The following is an 18,009-nucleotide window of genomic DNA, read 5'->3' as shown; positions in this document are numbered from 1 at the left end:
CGATGACATCGGCGTATTAATGCGCCGATGTTTACTCTCCACTAAGCCACTAAAATTTTACGCCCGAATCTAAGTACTGCCCAACTCCTATTGTAAACATCCACAGCCCCCACAGGCTATGCTCTAACACACACACGGCAAGGGAACGGCTGTGTGCGTAAGTATAAGAAAATAGTAGTCCTCCAACAAAAGATAACGCCACGGCTATCCAGTTGTCATAGACGCAGTGAGCAAGCGCAAACACCAATGCACTTAACAAAACTCGGTTGTTTTTATTTGGTAAAATCCTTTTATAGCGATGAAAGAAGTAGCTCCTGAAAATTAACTCTTGTGGTAAGACAGAAAGAATAGGGTAAGCAAATAATAATAATAACCAGTCGCTGGGTGAATTGAGCGGCAGGGAAAACCAATTTCCTTGACTAACTAAACCATAGAGCATGGCTGAAAACATCGCACCTGCGAAAAACGTGGTGAATAAACGTTTTTTGACGGACGAAAACTCTCCCAAACTGGTTAACCTAAATCGTTTGAAATGGGGGTCGGTTAGTAGTAAATGGGTACAGACTGCCATTAAAATGATCAGTGCTGGAAAAAGCCAATTGTTGAGGTGATCACGGAATTGATAAGCGACAATGGGCAGGACAAAAAATACAAATACGAGTTCACACCACCGGTATTGGCTTGCGTTCAAGGCTGGTTCCCCAAAATATTTGGCGGCTACAAGCCGCTATAGTTAGCTCTTACTCGTTAACTATAGCAGCTGCAGATGAACCTTGAATGGTTACTCTTCAGGTAAATATTTTTGAATTTTAAACATGGTAAAGAGGAGTGCAACGAAGGTGATCCCAATTAAACCAAAGACTTTAAAGTTCACCCAAAAATCAAGAGAGAAGTGGTACGCAACGTAAAGGTTTAGGCCAGCGATGAAGAAAAGTAATACTGCCCAAAATAGGTTTAATTGGTCGCAGTCTTTTACTGGTAAATCAATATCAATCTCAATCTCGCTTTTTTCCTTCTCAGCTACTGACTTTAAAACCCCTTCGAGTGCGCCTTTTACCAAGTTTTTATTAAACAAGTACCTCGATACGAGTAAAGCCACACCTAAAATTGCATAAATAATAGTGGCTTTCCATTTTATAAATTGCTCATCATGGAAGAAAATCGTCATTCCACCGAGGATCAACGCAATCGCTAAGAATACCCAATGACGTTTTGCGACTTCGCGCTTAGTGATGTATTGGTGTGCAACCTGTATAAGAGAAGCGATGATTAGCACACCCGTTGCCCAAAAAATATCGACAAACTTATAAACCGCAAAAAACAGGATAAGCGGTAAGTACTCAATTAAAAATGACATTTTTTATCCTAACAAAGTTGGTTGTAAGGGTTTTACCAAGATACGGCGAGAACATCAACATTGACTTTCTTTAACGAAACCCATAGCCTGCTGCGCTCATTCAATGGTTCAGAGGTATTTGCATGAATAAGAGCGATTTAGTTACAAAAATGGCGGAAATTAGTGGATTAACAAAGAAAGATTCACAGACGGTGTTAAATGTCATTTTACAGGCCACTAAAAAGCGCTTGTCAGAAGGCGATCAGATGCAAATCAATGGACTTGGGACATTCGCGTTAAGTTATCATCCCCCAAAGCAAGGACGTAATCCTCAAACGGGTGAGACCATCACCATTGAGGGACAAAATAAGGTATTATTTAAGCCTGCTAAAGCCTTAAAAGATAACTTGCGTTAATTCTAAGAAAAGCCAGTGTTAAACACTGGCTTGAAAGTAATATTACTTCTGCGTTGCAGCTTTCATTCGCTCAACAAAGGTTTTTAGCTCAAAGCACATGGTGCTAGGGTCATCCAAGTGTTTTTCGATGATTTTCACCACTGCAGAGCCACTTATCGCACCTGCTGCACCTGAGCCAATCGCATGCTTTACATGCTCCGGTTCAGAAATACCAAACCCTAGCAGTGGCGGCGCAGCATGATATTCGATAAGTTTGGTGATCATCTCTGTTGCCGGCATTTGTGCTGTCGTTTCTGTACCTGTCACGCCTGCACGCGAAAGTAAATAGGTATAGCCACGACCTCGGGTGGCGCATTCTCGTAACGTATCATCGCAGGCATTCGGTGTGGCAATGAAAATTGGCGCGATGCCATTTGCCATTGCAGTGAGCCTAAACGGTTTGGCTTCGTGCAGTGGCACATCAGCAACTAAGATAGAATCCACACCCGCAGTTTTGGCGTCTTGATAAAACTGCTCAATTCCACGAGCAAAAATCAAGTTTGAGTAAAGCAACAAACCAATTGGAATATCACTGTTGTAGCGACGAATTTCAGCGATGATCTCAAGACAGTCTTGCGTATTAACATCTTGCTCTAATGCACGGATGTTAGCCGCTTGGATAACAGGACCATCAGCGATGGGATCGGAAAACGGAATACCGAGCTCCAATGCATCAGCGCCACCGTCAATCAGGCTTTTGATGATCTCAATACTGAGTGCCTTATCGGGATCACCAATCGTCACGAAAGGAACAAATGCACCTTGGTTTTTTTCATTTAAGTGCGCGAACATCGCGTCATAACGTCTCATAGTTCACCTCGCTCAGATAGTACCTGGTGGACGTGAGCTAAGTCTTTGTCTCCGCGACCACTTAAGTTAACAACAATCACCGTTTCTTCCGTTTGCGCTTCTGCATATTTTAGTGCGTATGCCAGAGCATGGCTTGACTCTAGGGCTGGAATAATACCTTCGTGTTTAGCAAGCGCTTGAAAGGCATTTAATGCTTCAGTGTCGGTAATGCCAACATATTGCGCGCGGCCTGTCTCATGAAGGTAGGCGTGTTGTGGACCAACAGCTGGGTAGTCAAGACCTGCTGACACAGAGTAAGATTCTTCAATTTGGCCATCTTTGTTCTGCATGATATAGGTATAGGCGCCGTGCAAGATGCCTTTACTTCCTTTACATAGTGCAGCGCCGTGCTCATCGGTATCTAAGCCTTTACCAGCCGGTTCCACCCCGATTAATTTAACGTCTTTTTCATCAATAAAGTCTGCGAACATACCAATAGCATTTGAGCCGCCGCCCACACAAGCGATAACAGCATCTGGCAAACGACCTTCCGCTTTTAGTACTTGTTGTTTCGCCTCTTCACCAATCATTTTTTGGAACTCACGGACAATCGTCGGGAATGGATGAGGACCTGCAGCCGTGCCGAGTAAATAATGTGCCGTTTTGTAGTTTGCAGACCAGTCACGTAATGCTTCATTTACCGCGTCTTTTAATGTGCCTGAGCCGGCGGTAACAGGGATAACTTCCGCACCCATCAAACGCATTCTAAATACGTTTGGTTGCTGACGCTCAACATCTTTAGCCCCCATGTATACGCGGCACTTTAAGCCGAGTAAGGAGCAGGCTAGGGCGGTTGCAACACCATGTTGTCCAGCGCCGGTTTCAGCGATGACTTCTTTTTTACCCATACGTTTGGTTAAGAGCGCTTGGCCTAATACTTGGTTGGTCTTGTGTGCACCACCGTGAAGTAAATCTTCACGCTTTAAGTACAGTTTTACCTTAGGGTTTTTAACTAAGTTGCGTGTCTTAGTCAGCGGGGTCGGGCGACCCGCAAATTCATTCAAAAGTTGATAAAACTCCTGTTGAAATTCTGGGTCTTTTTGTGACTTATAAAACTCCTGTTCTAACTGCTTTAACGCAGGTACGAGTAACTCGGGCACAAACATGCCTCCGAAGTCACCAAAATAAGCTGAATTACTCATGTCCACCTCAATATTTTCGAATTTGTGTAAACGCGTTAGCGATTTTTTGAGCGCATTTTTTACCAGGCGATTGCTCAACGCCTGAATTTAGGTCAAGACCATCGGCACCTATATTGACGGCACCTTGAATGTTGTCGGGGTTTAGGCCGCCAGCCAACATATAATTGCTCGAACTACGATTCAATAGCTGCCAATCAAACACTTGTCCCGTGCCACCAAATGCGGTGTCGGTTTTGGTATCGTACAATTGCTTGTCTACGCCAGCAAAGGGGCTTGGCAGTGCTGTGTCCACACCCTGTGCTTTCCAAATTTGACAGGTAACTGGAAGTTGTTTTCGCAGGGTATCGATGTACAGCGCATCTTCATTGCCATGTAATTGCACTGCACTCAGTTTTAATATTTGCGCATACTCAGCAACTTGCTCAAGCGGTGCGTTAACGAACACACCAACGTACTTGAGCGGTGCGCTATCGGCGACGGCCTTCGCACAATCAATGTCGACATAACGAGGCGATTTTGGATAAAAGATAAGGCCACCGTATACCGCTCCAGCTTCATAAGCTGCTTGCGCATCTTGGCTTCGAGTAAGACCACACACTTTGTTTTCGCCCAAAATCAAGCGTCTGCAAGCAAGTTCTAAGTCCTGTTCAGCCATCAGTGAGCTGCCAACCAAAAAGCCGTCACAAATCGGTGATAAGCGTTTCACATCGCGGTGCGTGTATATGCCAGACTCTGAAATCACCACTTTGTCTTCGGGGATTAACGCTCGTAGCTTTTCTGTTGTTGCTAAATCCGTTGATAAATCTCTCAGATCACGATTGTTAATACCGATAAGTTCAGCATCTAACGCAAGCGCTCTTGTCACTTCTTCTTCGTTGCTTACTTCCGTTAAAATCGACATATTAAGTGATTTGGCCACGCTCGCTAGTGCCAAATATTCTTCGTCATTTAATACAGACAACATCAAAAGAATGGCATCGCCACCGTGTAGGCGGGCGAGATAAACTTGATATTCATCAATAAAGAAGTCTTTACAGATCAGAGGCTGATCAACCAGCTTTCTCACCGTGGCAAGGTATTCATAACTGCCTTGAAAGTATTTTTCGTCGGTTAGTACACTAATACATGTCGCGTACTTACGATAAACACTGGTAATTTCAGTCAAATCAAAATGTGAGCGAATAAGGCCTTTTGAAGGTGACGCCTTTTTGCACTCTAAAATAAATTGTGTTCCAGCTTGCGCCAACGCAGCGGTGAAGTTAAGCGTGGTGGGGGTTACTTCGTCGATAAAGTCACTTAACGGACGCTGCGCCTTACGCGCTTTTAATTCTTCGACTTTATCGGCAACAATTTTTTCTAATACATTAGCCATTACTCACCTCTACAATGTTAGCCAAGGTTGTCATGGCTTTCTTGCTTGCAAGCACTTCGCGTACTTGTTGGCTTGCGGTTTTAAAATCTGACGCCTTATCGGTTAATACCAACAAGGCTGCAACGTTTGCAATAATCGCTGCATTGTGTGCTGCTTCGCCTTCACCATTTAAAATCGCAAGGCTCGCTTTCGCGTTATATTCTGGCGTATCACCAGCAATAGATTCAAGTGAATAGTTTTCTAGTCCAAAATCGCTTGGGGTAACGGTGTACTGCGTCACTTCACCACGCTTTACTTCTGCGACTAGCGTTTCGCCGTGTAGGGCAATTTCATCTGTGCCACTACCGTGAACTACCATCGCTCGTTTCGTACCTAAGCGGTTTAACGTTTCGGCCATGGGTAAAACAAGGGCAGGGTCGTAAACGCCGAGTAATTGCACCTCAGGCTTAGCTGGGTTTGCCAATGGCCCGAGAATATTAAATATCGTGCGTGTTTTTAGTTGCGTGCGAACCGGCATGGCATGCTTTACACCAGCGTGGTAATGCGGTGCAAACAAAAAGGTAAAGCCGGTCTTTGCTAAGCACTTTTCTGCAAGTGCGGGGGTCATATCAATGTTGATCCCAAGTGCTTTTAGTAAATCCGCAGAACCTGATTTACTGCTCACGCTGCGATTACCATGTTTGACCATATTAATACCACATGCTGCGGCGACAATGGCGGCGGTGGTACTCACGTTGATGGTATTTGTGCCATCGCCACCCGTACCACAGCTGTCTGCTGCGAGTAGGTCTTGCTTGTCAAATGCGGTTGCATGATCACGCATAGCCTGAGCTGCTCCGGCTATTTCCGCCGCTGTTTCACCTTTAAACTTTAGTGCAAGCAGCGCTGCGGTAAGTTCGATGTCGCTCAGTTGTCCAGCCATAATATCGCTAAACAAGGACTTGGCGGCGTCGAACGATAAATCTTGTTGCTGTAATAGAGGTTGTAACTTTTCCATCCTGATCTCCTAAGCGCTAAGGTACGCGATACTTTGTTGTAATAGCTGAGCGCCATTGGGGGTCAATATTGACTCTGGGTGAAATTGATAGCCAATCACTTTGTGTTCACTGTGATAGATAGCCATCGGAATGGCTTGATATCTCGCGATCACTTGCAGTGCTGGTGGTACGCTTGTTGCCATTAGAGAGTGATAGCGCGCCACGGGGAATTGCGTCCCGAGTCCGGCAAATACCGGATGCTCATCCGCTTCAATAATAGAAGATTTACCATGTACCGTCTCACCTGCTTTGCCAACTTCACCACCATAACTTTGGGTTAGGGCTTGTTGACCAAGGCAAATCCCAAGCATGGGGAATTTACCTTTACATAGCTCAATTAACGCGAGCAAACAGCCTGCTTCCGATGGCGCGCCAGGTCCAGGTGATAAAACTAAGATCACAGGATCAACCTCTGCACACATTTTATTGAAAATGGTTTCGGCAGAGATATTGTTACGATAAACGACCAAGTCGAGTCCTAGCAAACTAAGCTCATCCACAAGGTTATAACTGAAAGAATCAAAATTATCTAAAAAGTATACCTTAGTCATGGTTTGCTCCTTCATACGTGGACTGTACTGCTTTAATCACTGCCATGGCTTTAGCTTTAGTTTCATTTGCTTCGCTTTGTGGATTTGAATCAAACACAACACCCGCTCCCGCTTGCACGTAAGCAACGTTATCTTTTACAAACGCGGAGCGAATTACGATGCAGCTGTCCATGGCGCCATTGCCCATCAAATAACCTACCGCTCCGCCGTAGCTGCCACGACGCTGCTTTTCTGTATGGCGAACCAGTTCTGCGGCTTTAACTTTTGGTGCGCCGACGAGAGTGCCCATATTCATACAAGCCTGATAGGCGTGAAGCGCATCTAAATCCGGCTTTAATTGGCCAACGACGCGTGATACTAAATGCATGACTTGTGAGTAGCGGTCCACTTTCAATAATTCTTTTGCGTGTCGAGTACCTGCAATACTGATCCGTGCGACATCGTTACGAGCAAGGTCAACAAGCATAAGGTGCTCTGCACGCTCTTTTTGATCGTTGCGCAGCTCAAGCTCAATGCGGCTATCTAAATCTGGATTGATACTACCATCAGCAAACTTACCTCGTGGTCTTGTCCCCGCGATGGGATAGACTTCAACTTGGTTACTCTGCTCACAATATTTGAGTGCCGACTCTGGAGATGCGCCAAATAGTACAAAGCGTTCATCCTTCATATAAAACATGTAAGGACTAGGGTTTTGTAGTTTGAGTTGTTTATAGGCGGCGAGTGAATTATGGCAAGGAAGTGAAAAAGTGCGAGAGGGAACGACTTGAAAGATGTCACCGTTGATAATGTTGGTTTTCAACTTTTCAACGTGTTGACAATATTCGTCGTCACTCACATTGACTTTGACGTCTGCACCGCCACTTTGTGGCTCAAACTGAAATTCAGTGATTTGGTCACACTGACTGTTTAGCTCTTCTAGCTGTTTGCCTACTTCAAAACAATTGGCGTGAACCTCAGGGCCATTGAAAACATTACCAATGAGCTCAGTAGTTCGTGCTTGATGATCGATCACAACTAGGGTTTCAGCGAGATAGAAAACATAGTCGGGACAGTCGTTGTCCCCATCTGGTACTTCAGGAAGTTGCTCAAAGTTTGCCACCATATCATAGGCGAATACACCACCTAAAAAAACTGAAAACGGCGTATCTGAGTTACGTTTAATTTCATTGATACAGGTTCTGAGCGCACTAAAGGCGTTATCCGCTTTTAGTTTTGTATGCTCATCAATGTTACTTTCCAATGCGTTGTACGTGAGTGTCAAGGTATTATCATTGAGGAACACGTCACAATTTGTGACCTTTTTCGCAAGGTACGGTAGCAACTGAGCACCATTGTTAGACAAGGCTTTGGCAATAACTTGGGCGCCGTTACATTCGAATCGAATCGCACTATCCACAAGCACGATACTTTTCACATTGTCTTTAGACTCTATTTCTGCTGATTCGAGCAGTAACGAGTTTGTTTTGTTTAAACCTGCGTATAAAGACAGTGGGCTGGCAATATAATCGCGCCTTTGTCTTATGCTGGTGACCTCACCTGGTGTGGTCGTTATGTGACTAAAAATCAAACCTCATTCCTCTTAATTTCTAGATATTCTGTTTAGAAAATAAAAAACCCCCGAAAGCTGAGCTCTGCGGGGGTTATTGTTCAGACACAACAATACCGTCCCGCTAGGGCATCCACCACCACCAAATTGTGTTTACTGTGATATTGTTGTTCATATAAGCCTCTAAAAAGTATAAAAAAACCCGCGACATTGCGCGGGTTGATAAATCGTAGATATAACGAAACACACCCGCTTAGTTCGAGTGCCACCACCAAATGTTTTTTTGAATTTGTTTGTTCATTTGTGAATATTTCGTTGTTTAATCTAAATTAGCTACAGTAAACCCTATTCTTGCTACAAGTGTCAAGGGCAAATATCAGAAAATAACCTAAGGTCGTATCAGTTAACTTGTGATATAATCAAAACGTTGATAATTCATAGAGATAGTTAATACATTTTGATTAAATATGACCTCCACAGCCATACTACTTTTTCCGATGGCCGCTTAGCTGTTGATGAATTGCTTGAGCGAGCAACGGAAAAAGGCGTTGATATTCTTGCAATTACAGATCATGACACGATAGATGCGATCCAGCCTGCCCGTGACTACATTAGTCAAAATAATCTCACGTTAGAACTTATCAATGGCGTTGAAATTTCCACAAAATGGGAAAGCTTTGAGATCCATATTGTTGGATTGAATTTTGACCCTGAGCATGAAGCATTAACAAAGTTGCTGCACGAACAGCAGCAAAAGCGAGAAGCCAGAGCAAAAGAAATCGGCGAGCGATTAGCCAAAAAGGGCTATGAGCATGTCTACGAAGATGCCCTTGCACTTGCCCAAACTGCGCAGATCACCAGAGCGCATTTTGCTCAAGTGCTGGTTGAGCGAGGTGTGGCTAAAAACGTGCAAAGCGTTTTCAATAAATTTTTAGCACGTGGCAAAACTGGGTATGTGCCAAGTCAGTGGTGCGATATACAAACGGCCGTTACCGCTATTCACGCAGCGGGTGGAGTAAGTGTATTGGCACACCCTGCTCGATATAAGATGTCGAATAAGTGGCTAAGAAAGTTAATTGCTGAGTTTAAAGCGGTTGGGGGAGCTGCAATGGAAGTTGCACAGCCGCAGCAAGCGCCTACTGAGCGCCAATTTTTGGGGCGACTAAGTCAAGAGTTTGAATTGTTAGCAAGCCAAGGGTCAGATTTCCACTTCCCAATGCCTTGGGTCGACCTTGGTCGTAACTTGTATTTACCTAAAGATTGTCAGGGAGTTTGGCGTCATTGGGGAGGCAAAGAGGAATAAGCTTATGAGTCAATTTTTTCATATTCACCCAGATAACCCGCAAACGCGTTTAATTCGCCAAGCGGCTGATATTATTGAACAAGGTGGCGTAGTGGTGTTTCCAACCGACTCCGGCTATGCCATTGGTTGCAACCTCGGTAATAAGCAAGCTAAGGAGCGGATAGAGCGGATCCGCGGCATCGAAAAGCACCATAACTTCACTCTTTTATGCCGTGACCTGTCGGAGCTTTCGACCTATGCCCGTGTCGATAATCAAATGTTTAGGATGATTAAAAATAATACGCCCGGTCCGTACACGTTTATTTTTAAAGGGACGAAAGAAGTTCCTCGCCGTTTGCTCAATGAGAAGAAAAAAACCATCGGGATCCGTGTTACTGATAACCCAATTACCTGCGCGTTGTTGGAAGCGCTGGGTGAACCTTTGATGTCATGCTCTTTGATTTTGCCAGGAGAGCAGTTTACTGAGTCTGACCCTGATGATATCCGCATGCGTCTTGAGAAGCACGTAGACTTAATAATTCATGGTGGCTATTTAATCGAGCAAGCAACCACCGTTATTGATATGTCTGAAGACACCATTGAAATTTTGCGTCGTGGCTGTGGCGATACATCGCCTTTTGAATAACGTATGTTGAGATGACAGAAGCACTCCAACAGAAATTACCGCTGGCTTTTTTACACGGTGAAGCGGTAATTGAAAAGCCGGAAGATCTTTATATTCCCCCCGAAGCCCTAGAAGTTATCTTAGAGACCTTTGAAGGCCCGTTGGACTTACTGCTTTATCTTATAAAAAGACATAAATTAGATATTCTAGAATTACCGATTTTTAGTATTACTCAGCAGTATGTTCAGTACGTTGAAATGATGAAGGACATGCAGCTCGAACTTGCGGGTGAATACTTAGTGATGGCAGCTTTGCTGGCACAAATAAAATCAAGAATGCTACTACCAAAACACGAAGAGTTAGAGGAAGAGGAAGATCCCAGAGCAGAGCTGGTGAGACGCTTGCAGGAATACGAGCAATTTAAGCAAGCTGCTGAGAATTTAGATGAGATCCCTCGTGTTGAGCGTGATATCTTTGTCGCTCATGCGTTGGTAGACAGTAGTACCGACTCTGAGCCAGAATTCCCAGACATTGAACTGAGGGAATTACTTTTGGCGCTGTCGGAAGTGATGGCTAGAGCCAAGACCTTTGAGCACCATCATATATCCGCAGAAGCACTTTCGACTCGAGAGCGTATGAGCTTTATATTGCAATTGCTACGAGAACAGAATAAGCCGGTAGAATTTGTGCGATTTTTTACCTTGGACGAAGGGCGCAGTGGTGTGGTGGTTACTTTTATTGCCATGCTCGAACTCATTAAGGAGCAATTAGTTGACTATATTCAGTCAGCAACAGCAGCGGCGATTTACCTGCATTTAAAAGGCTAGGGGATGGCTGCAGCCTCTGCTATACTCCGCATTTTTATCTTCAAGCATAAAATATGAAAAGACGCGTTAGCGATGAACAACTGGTTGAATTGGTTGAAGCAGCGATTTTCGTTTCAGATAAGCCGTTATCTAAAAAGCGCTTAAAAGAAACTGTGCTGGAAGATATCAGCGTGTCATCACCGCGTATTGATCAGGCACTGGAAACACTGGTAAATCATTATCAAACTCGCGGTGTAAGGCTGGTTGAGGTTGGTACTGGATACCGTTTTCAAGCTTGCCCGAGCTTGAGCCCTTGGCTAAGTAAACTGTGGCAGGAAAAAGCACCAAAATACTCACGTGCTACACTTGAGACTTTGGCATTGATTGCTTACCGGCAACCAATCACTCGAGGCGAAATAGAGCAAGTGCGCGGGGTCACCGTGAGTTCTAATATTATCAAAAGCTTGATAGATCGCGAGTGGATAAAAGTGGTGGGTTACAAAGAGGTACCGGGTAAGCCTGCATTGTATGCAACGACAAAACAATTTTTAGATTACTTCTCATTATCTGGTCTTGGGGAATTACCTCGATTACCGGAACAACATAATGAGAAAATAGAACAGTTATTAAACGATCCTTCTGTGAGAGAACCATCTGAATGAGTGAAAAACTACAAAAAGTATTGGCAAGAGCTGGCGTTGGCTCAAGGCGCGAAATGGAAAAGTATATTGAGTCTAACCGCGTAAGTGTAGATGGAAAAGTTGCCAAGCTAGGAGACCGAGTGGAAGAGACTTCGGTGATCCGTGTAGATGGACATATTGTTAAAATAGAGCAGCAAGAAGAGCGCATCTGTCGCGTACTTATGTATCATAAACCTGAAGGTGAGCTGTGTACTCGTCGCGACCCTCAAGGTCGTCGTACTGTATTCGATAGGCTACCAAAGTTAGATGGTGACCGTTGGATAGCTATTGGGCGATTAGATATCAATACATCAGGCCTGTTGCTCTTTACCAATGATGGTGAGCTAGCTAATCGCTTGATGCATCCAAAATACGAAGTCGAACGTGAATATTCTGCCCGGGTATTTGGTGAAGTAACAAATCAAACGTTGCGTACATTAACCAAAGGCGTTGAGCTAGAAGACGGTCCTGCAAAATTTCTTAAGATTAAGCCACTTGGTGGTGAAGGTCTGAATAAATGGTTCAACGTAACACTGACCGAAGGGCGTAATCGTGAAGTCAGGCGTCTTTGGCAGTCGCAAGAGGTTGAAGTGTCGCGTTTGATCCGTATCCGTTATGGTAAATTGGAGCTTAACAAGCGCTTGCCACAAGGTGGATGGGAAGAATTAAAATTAGAAGATGTTAACTACTTACGTAAATCGGTAAGCATGAGAGCCGAGCAGCAAACTAAGTTGTCGGTCATGCCAGAAAAGCGTAAAGACAAGCGCGCGAAAATTAATAAGATCCGCAAAGCAGTGAAAAAGCATAATCAAAGGGTCAAAACCCCGAGAAGAAAGTAATTTAAGCTTTTCTAAAACACCACACCAGCCTAGCTGGTGTTTTTGTATTTGATAAGGAAATTCAAATGAAAGAGACGTTTGCTGGTAGTTGTCTGTGTGGTCAGGTTAAATATCTTGTAGAGGGCAACGCGCAGGGCTTTTATCTATGTCATTGTGAGTATTGTCAAAAAGACACAGGGTCCGCACATGCTGCGAATTTATTTTTTCAAAATGCAGTGCTAACTTGGCTTGCGGGCGAAAAGTTAATAACCCGCTTTATTTTACCGAATACTAAGCACGTTAAAGCCTTTTGTACTTGTTGTGGCTCTGCATTACCAAACCAGCAGCCTGTTGGTATAGTGGTACCTGCCGGTAGTTTAGATGATGCGCCGAGTCTTACGCCAACTGCACACCTATTTATCGCGAGTAAAGCGAAGTGGGATGAAAAATTAGAGCAAGTGCTGGCGTTTGAAACCTTGCCGAGAGATTAACTTAGGTAATATAGAAGGCTGCAATTGTGGATCTGCAGCCTTTAAAGTGCTAGTTAGTAGGTTTGGGCATCTAAAGATTGGCCATTAACTCCGATTGAGTCATCAGACATCAAGTACAGGTATGTTGGCATTAATTCTTCAGGTGTTTTTAGTTTATCTTTATCTTCACCTGGGAATGCTGATGCACGCATACTTGTTCTTGTTGCACCAGGATTAATGCAGTTGATGCGAATATTGGTTTTACCCACTTCTTCGGCCCAAGTTTGCATCATACCTTCGGTTGCGAATTTAGAAATTGCATACGCTCCCCAAAACTCACGACCTTTACGTCCTACACCCGATGAAGTAAAGACGATAGAAGCATTAGGCGCTTTTCTCATTACAGGGAATAGCGATTTAGTGATCACCGCTTGGGCTGTTACGTTTACCTTCATTATGTTTTCAAAGGTTGAAACGCAAAAGTGTTCCATTGGACCTAAAGAGCCTAAAATAGAAGCATTATTTAGCAAGCCATCGAGCTTACCAAATTGCTGCTCGATAGTGGCAGCCAAGTCTCGGAAGTGTTGTTTGGTTGCACCACGTAAATCTAAAGGTACAATTGCAGGCTGTGGGTAACCGGCGTTAACAATTTCATCATAAACGGCTTCTAGTTTACTGGTGGTTTTGCCTAATAGAATAACCGTTGCACCATATTTGGCGTAATTAATCGCCGCAACACGGCCGATGCCGTCGCCGGCACCTGTTACTAGTATCGTTTTATTCGCAAGTGCGTTTTCAGGAGCTTGATAAGTCTGCATTCTGGACTCCAATTAAGATGTTTGGGCTATTTTATCACAATGCCGTAGCAAGTTAGCGAATTTATTGTAAATATGGCTGGCGAAATAACAAAGTTTGAGTTAAGTTTAACCGGTCTAATGTCTTATTAAAAATGCAATTACATAGATTTAACGAGAATTATCACAATAATAATAAGATTATGTCGGAGCCTATAAAATGAAAAAAATGCTACTCTCACTCGCAGTATCAGCAGCACTCGCTGGCTGTGGAGGCGGTGAAACGTTAGAAGATGTAAAAAATGATACTACACCCGTTTCTCCAACGATTTCTGTTAAATTTGATCCATCAGGTGGTGTGATCTCAGTTCCAAACGATATTCTTTTATCCGGCACTCAAGACGGTACCTTAAACCTACCTGACGAAATGTTAGGAGTGAAAGATGGTGAAGGTAACCCTCTGGTAACGCGTGCAAGCTACGCAAACCCAAGTATTGTGATTGGCGCCTTAGATGGTTGGTCGACGCAAATGCCTTACGTTATCGACATGACGACACCGAATGGTTTGACACTCGATGCGCAAAGCGTCATGACCCCGGGCTCTGTACGAATTTTTGAAGTTGCAATGGGTGGACCATTACAAACCGACGAAGACTGTGCTCAGGTGCCTTCAGGTATCGCTTGTAAGCCAATTGCTGAATTACAATTTGGCCCTGATGGTGATTTCGTTACCATGGCTAATAGCACAGGTAACGGTTTAGTTATTATCCCAGTTAAACCATTCAAACCTGAAACTACGTACATTACTGTTTTGACCAAAGGTCTTAAAGACTCAAAAGGTCAAAGTGTAGATGCCTCTTCGACTTACACCTTATTGCGCCAAGACGCGCCATTGGTAACTGATGCTCAGAAGTCTCTTCAGGCTGTGATTCGTAGCTATGAAGGGGCGGTAACTGCAGCGGGTTCGGTGAGTAAAGAAGAGATTATATATACTGCAGCAATGACGACACAGTCGACTGGTCACGCATTGGCGGCGACTAAGCAATTGTTAGCCGCTAAACTACAGGGCGGTGCTAACCCTGTTGTCGCTGTACCTGCACAACCGGTGATCACCGTTGCTGATGCCCTTGTAGGAAAAGTGCCTGATGCTATTTTACCTGCTTTTAGAAGCGTGCGTTTATTGCAAGGTCAAATACAACTACCTCAGTACTTATCACAACCAAAAAATAAAGATATCTCTGCGCTAGCTGATACCTATTGGCAAGCTCGCTGCGACAGCGCGGTAGCTGTCGCTGGATATGCGGCGCAAGCTGGTGGTTTACCAGAGCCAACAGAACCAAATGATATTGCTTGTAATACACTTTCGGGTGGAAAGTTGAGAGATTTAGGTTTAGATGGTACTAAGTTCTTAACTAAGTACAATCCAATCCCTAAAGAGCAGTGGCTTGCTAATGTTCCTGTGCAAATCACAATGCCTGCGGATGAGTCTCAGCGCCCAGAAGGCGGCTGGCCTGTTGTTATCTTGCAACATGGTATCACGAGTAAAAAAGAAGACATGCTTGGTTTGACGTTGTCATTAACACAAGCAGGATTTGCCACAGTTGCGATTGATCATCCAATGCACGGTGCTCGCGGTTTAGATATCGATGGTGATGGCACTGATGATTTTAATGCCTCGACAGGTAGCGTGTTGTCCTACATGAACCTTACATCGTTGTTGGTTGCGCGTGATAACTTAAAGCAATCAGCAGCAGATTTAATGGGTTTACGTTTAGGCTTAAACTTCATCAATCTAGCATCTGGCGGTCAAGTTAACTTTAATACTCAACAAGTTAGTTACTTAGGTCACTCACTTGGTTCTATTGTAGGCCCAAGCTTCCTTGCACAAACCAATACACCATTAAATCCAGCAATTGATGGCTTCTTTAAAGTTGAGTCAGCAGCGCTTGCAAGTGGTGGTTCGGGTATTGCTAATTTCTTGATTGAATCAAAATCATTTGGCCCGTTTGTACAAGGTTCAGTGTTGAGCTCTGCAGGTAACCTAGCATCGCAAGCGTTTAATACCTATCTGCAAGAAGGCGCAATTGCTGACTGTGGTACGTTTGCTGCCGTACAAAGTGAGTTTGTGTCGTGTGCTTATGCAACCTTTAGAGCAGGGCTAGAGGCGGCTGAAGATACCGCAACACTTGCACTGATTGATGGTACGGTGACGCAGTTTGGTTTTGCAGCACAAACGGCATTAGGCAGTGCCGATCCACTTAACTATGCAGCTTCCGTGAAAGCGCTACAAACGCCAGTATATATGAGCGTTGTTACGGGTGGTGTTGATGGCAATGCTGCTGACTTGGTTATTCCTCCAACAACAGAACGCAGCTTCTTGTCAGGTAGCTTACCACTTGCTGGTTTCATGGGCTTAATGCCTGCAAGCGAAACGCAAATGAGTCAAGACGGAACACCTGGAAGTTATGTAGTGAAGTTCTCTCAGGGCCATCATAGTTCAATCTTGACGACAGGCTTTGATGAAAGAGCCGGTGGTACAGCAGCAGGACACGCCGCAGCTTCACTCGAAATGCAAACACAAGTTGCAAGCTTCTTGAAGTCAAAGGGTTTGGTTTTACAAGTATCTAACCCGGATGTTGTTGCAAACTAAGACATTTTTCGAGACTATAAAAGGCCGCAGCTAGCGGCCTTTTTTGTGTCTATTTAATATTGAGTTAAATGGGCCCCTTTATGAGCTAAATGAGGAGAACGACTTGGCATTTTTGTTTGAATATGGGTTATTTCTAGCCAAGACAGTAACCGTTATCTTTGGTATTGCAGTAGTCATTATTTTGATGGTGGGAGCAAGCTCAAAACCAAAATCGAAAAAGGGCGAAATAGAAGTTACCGATTTAAGCGACAGCTTGGCGCAATCTAAGCAGCAGTTTTTGCAGCAAACGCTTGATAAAAAGGCGCTAAAAGCCCTAAATAAGTCGCAATCAAAAGCGCAAAAAAATAAAGATAAAGAAACAGAGAAAAATGTTTTTTATCTTGAATTTAACGGGAGTATGGACGCTCACGAAGTCTCGGGTTTAAGAGAAGAGATCAACGCTATTTTAACGATTGCAGATAAAGAAAAGGATCAGGTTATTGTGTCTGTAGAAAGTGGTGGTGGGGTTGTTCACGGTTATGGACTTGGTGCATCGCAGCTTACGCGTATCAAGCAAGCGGGTATTCCTCTAACCGTCTGTGTAGACAAGGTTGCTGCAAGTGGCGGATATATGATGGCCTGTGTTGCAGATAAGATTATTGCAGCGCCGTTTGCAATTATTGGTTCAATCGGTGTGATTGCGCAGATCCCCAACTTCAATCGTTTATTGAAAAAGAATAACGTTGACTTTGAAATGGTAACCGCTGGTGAGTATAAGCGTACACTCACGCTGTTTGGTGAAAATACGGATAAAGGCAGAGAAAAGTTTAAAGAGGAGATTGAAGAAACGCATGGTCTGTTCAAACACTTTGTCTCTGATAATCGTGTCGAGCTCGATATTGAGAAAGTGGCCACTGGAGAACATTGGTTTGGTACACAAGCGTTAGAACTTAAACTAGTTGATGAAATATCAACCAGTGACGATTTACTCATGTCACTAAATGAAAGTCACCAGCTTTATAAGGTGGCTTTTAAAGCTAAAAAAGGCGTTGCTGAGAAGTTTGGACTTCAGTTGGGGCTCGCCATTGAACGTTTCTCCGTTAAAGCGTTAACAAAGCTAAATCAATCTAAATATTAGTGATTGTTGTTCAGTTTATATCAATAAGCTTTATTTCAAACTATTAACAATACTTTATAGATGGCATCGTGTTCACAAAGCGCATGATGCCACGCTCTAAAAGAGAGGTTGTTATGAATAAAGTTATTGTACTTTCCCTACTTACCTTTAGTCTGACTTTAGGTTTAAATCAGGCGAATGCTAAACCGGAGAAGTTACCACCGGGCCTTGAGAAAAAGTTGAAGCAGGGCAAGCCACTTCCACCAGGTTGGCAAAAAAAGCTCCAAGTTGGAGAACGCTTAGATCCAGATATCTACGACCATGGCAAAGTGATTTATCGTGACAGAGATCGGGATTTAGTAACGATAAGCGTTGAAGGCAGGGTCATCAGGGTACTTGAAAACACCTTAGAAATTGTCGAAATTCTTAAAGGGATGAGATAAAAAGCATCAACTCTGTGCGGGGCAATTTCCCGTACAGAGTCCAAGTTTAGCAAT

The 18,009-nt window shown here is 43.9% G+C and carries 19 protein-coding genes; 10 read left to right on the top strand and 9 right to left on the bottom strand.

Annotated elements, in window-relative coordinates; translation table 11 throughout:
• Positions 1 to 49: 49 nt before the first annotated feature.
• Together GSF13_RS15880 and GSF13_RS15875 are read right to left on the bottom strand one after the other, a co-directional pair.
• A complete protein-coding gene (locus tag GSF13_RS15880; RefSeq protein WP_102056944.1) occupies positions 50 to 691 on the bottom strand; it encodes a CPBP family intramembrane glutamic endopeptidase in 642 nt (213 codons plus the stop codon).
• A gap of 90 nt (positions 692 to 781) precedes the next feature.
• Positions 782 to 1,357: an inner membrane-spanning protein YciB gene (locus tag GSF13_RS15875; protein ID WP_211866259.1), complete on the bottom strand. Its 576-nt coding sequence runs from the start codon at positions 1,355 to 1,357 to the stop codon at positions 782 to 784.
• 122 nt (positions 1,358 to 1,479) lie between these two features.
• Between GSF13_RS15875 and GSF13_RS15870 the strand changes: the two genes are divergently transcribed.
• Positions 1,480 to 1,752: an HU family DNA-binding protein gene (locus GSF13_RS15870; RefSeq protein WP_010604971.1), complete on the top strand. Its 273-nt coding sequence runs from the start codon at positions 1,480 to 1,482 to the stop codon at positions 1,750 to 1,752.
• A gap of 42 nt (positions 1,753 to 1,794) precedes the next feature.
• Here the strand turns inward: GSF13_RS15870 and trpA are convergent, their stop codons facing one another.
• Genes trpA through GSF13_RS15840 form a run of 6 tightly spaced genes read right to left on the bottom strand, consistent with a single transcriptional unit; the run spans position 1,795 to position 8,312 of the window.
• The gene (gene trpA / locus GSF13_RS15865) at positions 1,795 to 2,601 is read right to left on the bottom strand and encodes a tryptophan synthase subunit alpha (protein WP_211866258.1); all 807 of its coding nucleotides are present in this window, start codon (positions 2,599 to 2,601) and stop codon (positions 1,795 to 1,797) included.
• Complete coding sequence (gene trpB, locus GSF13_RS15860) at positions 2,598 to 3,782, bottom strand: tryptophan synthase subunit beta (RefSeq protein ID WP_017219145.1); 1,185 nt, start codon at positions 3,780 to 3,782, stop codon at positions 2,598 to 2,600. Before trpB ends, trpA begins: the two co-directional genes overlap by 4 nt.
• Positions 3,783 to 3,789: 7 nt before the next feature.
• Positions 3,790 to 5,154, bottom strand: coding sequence for a bifunctional indole-3-glycerol-phosphate synthase TrpC/phosphoribosylanthranilate isomerase TrpF (gene trpCF, locus GSF13_RS15855; RefSeq protein WP_211866256.1), 1,365 nt, complete (start codon positions 5,152 to 5,154; stop codon positions 3,790 to 3,792).
• Positions 5,147 to 6,151 carry an anthranilate phosphoribosyltransferase gene (gene trpD / locus GSF13_RS15850; RefSeq protein ID WP_010604967.1) on the bottom strand — a complete coding sequence of 335 codons (1,005 nt, stop codon included), beginning with the start codon at positions 6,149 to 6,151 and terminating at the stop codon, positions 5,147 to 5,149. Before trpD ends, trpCF begins: the two co-directional genes overlap by 8 nt.
• Positions 6,152 to 6,160: 9 nt before the next feature.
• A complete protein-coding gene (locus GSF13_RS15845) occupies positions 6,161 to 6,742 on the bottom strand; it encodes an aminodeoxychorismate/anthranilate synthase component II (RefSeq protein ID WP_010378569.1) in 582 nt (193 codons plus the stop codon).
• A complete protein-coding gene (locus GSF13_RS15840) occupies positions 6,735 to 8,312 on the bottom strand; it encodes an anthranilate synthase component 1 (RefSeq protein WP_211866247.1) in 1,578 nt (525 codons plus the stop codon). Before GSF13_RS15840 ends, GSF13_RS15845 begins: the two co-directional genes overlap by 8 nt.
• 436 nt (positions 8,313 to 8,748) lie before the next feature.
• Here GSF13_RS15840 and GSF13_RS15835 point away from each other — a divergent pair, with 436 nt between their 5' ends.
• The 6 genes from GSF13_RS15835 (at position 8,749) to GSF13_RS15810 (ending at position 12,993) form a co-directional block, all read left to right on the top strand.
• Positions 8,749 to 9,594, top strand: coding sequence for a PHP domain-containing protein (locus GSF13_RS15835; RefSeq protein ID WP_211866239.1), 846 nt, complete (start codon positions 8,749 to 8,751; stop codon positions 9,592 to 9,594).
• 4 nt (positions 9,595 to 9,598) lie between these two features.
• Positions 9,599 to 10,219, top strand: coding sequence for an L-threonylcarbamoyladenylate synthase (locus GSF13_RS15830; RefSeq protein WP_010378577.1), 621 nt, complete (start codon positions 9,599 to 9,601; stop codon positions 10,217 to 10,219).
• An 11-nt stretch (positions 10,220 to 10,230) separates the two neighbouring features.
• A complete protein-coding gene (locus GSF13_RS15825; protein ID WP_211866237.1) occupies positions 10,231 to 11,025 on the top strand; it encodes a segregation/condensation protein A in 795 nt (264 codons plus the stop codon).
• A gap of 53 nt (positions 11,026 to 11,078) precedes the next feature.
• Positions 11,079 to 11,666, top strand: coding sequence for an SMC-Scp complex subunit ScpB (scpB, locus tag GSF13_RS15820; protein ID WP_010378581.1), 588 nt, complete (start codon positions 11,079 to 11,081; stop codon positions 11,664 to 11,666).
• The gene (gene rluB / locus GSF13_RS15815) at positions 11,663 to 12,523 is read left to right on the top strand and encodes a 23S rRNA pseudouridine(2605) synthase RluB (protein ID WP_039497594.1); all 861 of its coding nucleotides are present in this window, start codon (positions 11,663 to 11,665) and stop codon (positions 12,521 to 12,523) included. Before scpB ends, rluB begins: the two co-directional genes overlap by 4 nt.
• A gap of 65 nt (positions 12,524 to 12,588) precedes the next feature.
• The gene (locus tag GSF13_RS15810; RefSeq protein ID WP_211866228.1) at positions 12,589 to 12,993 is read left to right on the top strand and encodes a GFA family protein; all 405 of its coding nucleotides are present in this window, start codon (positions 12,589 to 12,591) and stop codon (positions 12,991 to 12,993) included.
• 53 nt (positions 12,994 to 13,046) lie between these two features.
• Here GSF13_RS15810 and GSF13_RS15805 read toward each other — a convergent pair whose 3' ends face one another.
• Positions 13,047 to 13,790, bottom strand: coding sequence for a YciK family oxidoreductase (locus GSF13_RS15805; protein ID WP_010604961.1), 744 nt, complete (start codon positions 13,788 to 13,790; stop codon positions 13,047 to 13,049).
• A gap of 196 nt (positions 13,791 to 13,986) precedes the next feature.
• Here GSF13_RS15805 and GSF13_RS15800 point away from each other — a divergent pair, with 196 nt between their 5' ends.
• The 3 genes from GSF13_RS15800 (at position 13,987) to GSF13_RS15790 (ending at position 17,955) form a co-directional block, all read left to right on the top strand.
• Positions 13,987 to 16,416 (top strand): VolA/Pla-1 family phospholipase, encoded by a 2,430-nt coding sequence (locus GSF13_RS15800; RefSeq protein WP_211866219.1) that lies wholly within the window; start codon positions 13,987 to 13,989, stop codon positions 16,414 to 16,416.
• Between the two features lie 103 nt (positions 16,417 to 16,519).
• On the top strand, positions 16,520 to 17,533 hold the full coding sequence (sohB, locus tag GSF13_RS15795) for a protease SohB (protein ID WP_211866217.1): 1,014 nt from the start codon (positions 16,520 to 16,522) through the stop codon (positions 17,531 to 17,533).
• A gap of 113 nt (positions 17,534 to 17,646) precedes the next feature.
• Complete coding sequence (locus tag GSF13_RS15790) at positions 17,647 to 17,955, top strand: hypothetical protein (protein WP_045988126.1); 309 nt, start codon at positions 17,647 to 17,649, stop codon at positions 17,953 to 17,955.
• Positions 17,956 to 18,009: the final 54 nt, after the last annotated feature.

The sequence above is a fragment of the Pseudoalteromonas sp. M8 genome, assembly GCF_018141365.1.
In the GTDB taxonomy this organism is placed as follows: domain Bacteria; phylum Pseudomonadota; class Gammaproteobacteria; order Enterobacterales; family Alteromonadaceae; genus Pseudoalteromonas.
The sequence above is the reverse complement of the archived record's forward strand: the minus strand, read 5'-3'. Positions and strand labels throughout refer to the sequence as shown.

Excerpts from the sequence above, each read along its gene's own strand:
- GSF13_RS15875 (WP_211866259.1), bottom strand. The coding sequence starts at position 1,357 with ATGTCATTTTTAATTGAGTACTTACCGCTTATCCTGTTTTTTGCGGTT.
- GSF13_RS15870 (WP_010604971.1), top strand. The coding sequence starts at position 1,480 with ATGAATAAGAGCGATTTAGTTACAAAAATGGCGGAAATTAGTGGATTA.
- trpA (WP_211866258.1), bottom strand. The coding sequence starts at position 2,601 with ATGAGACGTTATGACGCGATGTTCGCGCACTTAAATGAAAAAAACCAA.
- trpB (WP_017219145.1), bottom strand. The coding sequence starts at position 3,782 with ATGAGTAATTCAGCTTATTTTGGTGACTTCGGAGGCATGTTTGTGCCC.
- trpCF (WP_211866256.1), bottom strand. The coding sequence starts at position 5,154 with ATGGCTAATGTATTAGAAAAAATTGTTGCCGATAAAGTCGAAGAATTA.
- trpD (WP_010604967.1), bottom strand. The coding sequence starts at position 6,151 with ATGGAAAAGTTACAACCTCTATTACAGCAACAAGATTTATCGTTCGAC.
- GSF13_RS15845 (WP_010378569.1), bottom strand. The coding sequence starts at position 6,742 with ATGACTAAGGTATACTTTTTAGATAATTTTGATTCTTTCAGTTATAAC.
- GSF13_RS15830 (WP_010378577.1), top strand. The coding sequence starts at position 9,599 with ATGAGTCAATTTTTTCATATTCACCCAGATAACCCGCAAACGCGTTTA.
- GSF13_RS15825 (WP_211866237.1), top strand. The coding sequence starts at position 10,231 with ATGACAGAAGCACTCCAACAGAAATTACCGCTGGCTTTTTTACACGGT.
- scpB (WP_010378581.1), top strand. The coding sequence starts at position 11,079 with ATGAAAAGACGCGTTAGCGATGAACAACTGGTTGAATTGGTTGAAGCA.
- rluB (WP_039497594.1), top strand. The coding sequence starts at position 11,663 with ATGAGTGAAAAACTACAAAAAGTATTGGCAAGAGCTGGCGTTGGCTCA.
- GSF13_RS15810 (WP_211866228.1), top strand. The coding sequence starts at position 12,589 with ATGAAAGAGACGTTTGCTGGTAGTTGTCTGTGTGGTCAGGTTAAATAT.
- GSF13_RS15805 (WP_010604961.1), bottom strand. The coding sequence starts at position 13,790 with ATGCAGACTTATCAAGCTCCTGAAAACGCACTTGCGAATAAAACGATA.
- GSF13_RS15800 (WP_211866219.1), top strand. The coding sequence starts at position 13,987 with ATGAAAAAAATGCTACTCTCACTCGCAGTATCAGCAGCACTCGCTGGC.
- GSF13_RS15790 (WP_045988126.1), top strand. The coding sequence starts at position 17,647 with ATGAATAAAGTTATTGTACTTTCCCTACTTACCTTTAGTCTGACTTTA.